Consider the following 995-nt stretch of genomic DNA (forward strand, 5'->3'; position numbering starts at 1 on the left):
GGCCCGTGAACGTGTCGCTGCCGCGTGAGGTGGCGCGGATCGGCGGCGCCGAGCTCCTGCTCCCACCCGCCGCGGCCCTGCCCCGCATGCGCGACGGAGGCGACCCCGAGGCGATCCGTCGATGGCTGCTCGACGTCGCTGCGGACGCCGACGCCGTGATCGTCTCGGCGGACACCCTCGGCTACGGCGGTCTCATACCTTCCCGGACGAACGACGATTCCCTGGCCGAGATCCTCGGACGGCTCGAGACCGTCCGCCGGATGTCCGAGTCGCGCCCGGATCGGCCGATCCGCGTGATGTCGACGGTGATGCGCGCATCGGACTCCTACAGCAGCTCCGAGGAGCCCGAATACTGGTCCGACCACGGCCGCGAGCTGCACCGCCTCGGCGCCCAGGAGCACGAGATGTTCCTGCGCGAGCGCTCGCGGCTCGACGCTGCGGCCACCGTGCCGGTCGATGTCCTGCGCGACTTCCACGAACGACGTCTGCGCAATCACATCGTCAACCTCTCCCTCGTCCACGGCGCCGCGCGTGGTGCGTTCCGCGAGCTGTTCCTGACCGCCGACGACACCGCCGCCCGCGCGGCGGGCACGCTGGAGCAGCTGTGGATCGATCGGTGGGCGGAGGCGCCGGGCATCGGGGGAGCGACCCACAGCTACCCCGGCGCGGACGAGGTCGGCGCGGTCCTCGTGGCCCGCACCCTCTCGGCGGACGCAGCGACACCGGTACGGCTGTCGCCGGCCTTCGCGTCACCGGGCGCGGCCGAGCGGATCGCGCCGTTCGAGAACGTCCCCGCCCGCATCACCGTCGAGCGCCAGATCCGCGCCGCCGGTGCCACCTCGTCGGCGGGAGCGGATCCGGACGTCGTCCTCATCGTCCACGGGCCGAGCGGCGGTGCCGCCGACGAGGCCCGGACCGCCGCGGCGGTCCTCGTCGAGAGGGCTCTCGAGGAGGGGAGGGCGGTCGCGCTCGCCGACGTCTGGGAGCCGAACGGC

1 protein-coding gene is annotated in these 995 nt (G+C 73.7%); it reads left to right on the top strand.

Features of this window, described 5'->3' with window-relative positions; all coding sequences use genetic code 11:
- Positions 1-995, top strand: a 995-nt coding sequence (locus tag BGO37_RS17505; RefSeq protein ID WP_291757090.1) for a DUF4127 family protein, incomplete at both ends; no start/stop codon positions are given.

Source organism: Cellulomonas sp. 73-92 (assembly GCF_001898175.1).
GTDB lineage: Bacteria > Actinomycetota > Actinomycetes > Actinomycetales > Cellulomonadaceae > Cellulomonas.